The sequence below is a fragment of the Parafannyhessea sp. genome, from assembly GCF_051876455.1.
Taxonomy (GTDB): Bacteria; Actinomycetota; Coriobacteriia; order Coriobacteriales; family Atopobiaceae; genus Parafannyhessea.
The window spans coordinates 28,076-29,714 of sequence record NZ_JBJEHW010000167.1; the positions used below are offsets into that span (position 1 = coordinate 28,076).

Below are 1,639 nucleotides of genomic sequence, written 5' to 3' on the forward strand. Positions count from 1 at the left end.
CCGCCGGCCTCGCGCGCATCCTGGACGAGTCGCTCTGGCACCCCACGGCGGAGGGCCTCGCGCGAGCCTGGGCCTCCTCGGCCACCCGCGGCGCCGGCGACCCGGCGCTCGTGCTGCCCATCTACACCCGCCTCTCCGACGCGGAGGAGAACGAGCGCAAGCGCCTGGGCCTCAAGGCCCCCGCAAGCGTCGAGGTCACGGGCGTGGACGACGCCCTCGCGGACCGTCACCTGCAGCTGCGCCCCATGTCCGTCAACGACCTGGACGCCGTGGCCGCCATCGAGTCCGCCGCCTACGCCGGCAGCGCCCACACGCCCTGGACGCGCAAGCTCTTCTACGAGGAGCTCGAGCAGCCGGGCCGCAGCTGGTGGGTCGCACACGACCTGGGCACGATCATCGGCTTCGCCGGCGGCCACATGGCCGGCGACGACTTCGAGGTGGACGACGTCGCGGTCAGCCCGGACCGCCGCCGCCAGGGCGTGGCCTCGCGCCTCGTCTCGCGCATCTGCTACGACGCGCACGTCCTCAACGCGGCCACGGCGTCGCTCGAGGTGGACGAGAAGAACGAGCCCGCGCGGGCCGCATACGCCTCCCTTGGCTTCAAGGAGGTGGGGCGCCGCCGCGCCTACTACGGCGAGGGGCACGACGCCCTGGTCATGAGGGTCGACCTCCCGCTCAAGGTCGACGCGGAGCACACGCTCGACCACGTGGAGCCGTCGGCGTCCATCAGGCCGTGGCCCATCGCCGTGGGCCCGCGTGACGCCCAGACCAAAGAGCGTCTTGCGGCCGCGGGACCCCTGGTCCTCTCAATCGAGTCCTCCTGCGACGAGACGGCCATGGCCGTGATCGACTCCCACGGCGAGGTCTGCGCCAACGTCGTCGCGACCTCCATCGACTTCCACGCGCGCTTCGGCGGCGTCGTGCCCGAGATCGCCTCGCGCAAGCACGTCGAGGCCATCGTCGGCGTGTACGAGGAGACCATGGCCCAGGCGGGCAGGCACTTTGGCTGCGACACGCTCACCCCGGCCGACCTCTCCTGCGTGGGCGTCACGGCGGGCCCCGGCCTCGTGGGCGCGCTCGTGGTGGGCGTCGCCTTCGCCAAGGGCCTCTGCGCGGCCACGGGCCTCCCGCTCACGGCCGTCAACCACCTCGAGGGGCACCTGCTCGCCAACCTGTTCGAGACGCCCGACCTCACGCCGCCCTTCGTGGCGAGCCTCGTGTCCGGCGGCAACACCATGCTCGTCCACGTGCGCGACTGGGGCGACTACCAGATCCTCGGCGCCACGATCGACGACGCCGTGGGCGAGGCGTTCGACAAGGTCGCCAAGGCGCTCGGCCTCGGCTACCCCGGCGGCCCCGTCATCTCGCGCCTCGCGGCCAAGGGCAACAAGAAGGCCATCCACTTCCCCCGCGCCATGATGCACAGCCACGACTACCGCTTCAGCCTCTCGGGCCTCAAGACGGCCGTCATCACCTACATCGAGGGCGAGAACAAGGCCGGGCGCCCCATCAACCTGCCCGACCTCGCGGCCTCCTTCGAGGCGGCCGTGATCGACGTGCAGGTCTCCAAGGCCATGACCGCCGTGGACGAGACGGGCGTGTCGGACTTCTGCGTCGGCGGCGGCGTCGCGGCCAACCC

At 72.1% G+C, this 1,639-nt stretch carries 1 protein-coding gene; it reads left to right on the forward strand.

Translation table 11 applies throughout. From position 1 onward, the window contains the following. Positions 1-1,639: tRNA (adenosine(37)-N6)-threonylcarbamoyltransferase complex transferase subunit TsaD (gene tsaD / locus ACI38Z_RS07430; RefSeq protein ID WP_439789563.1), on the forward strand; the 1,639-nt coding region annotated here is incomplete at both ends.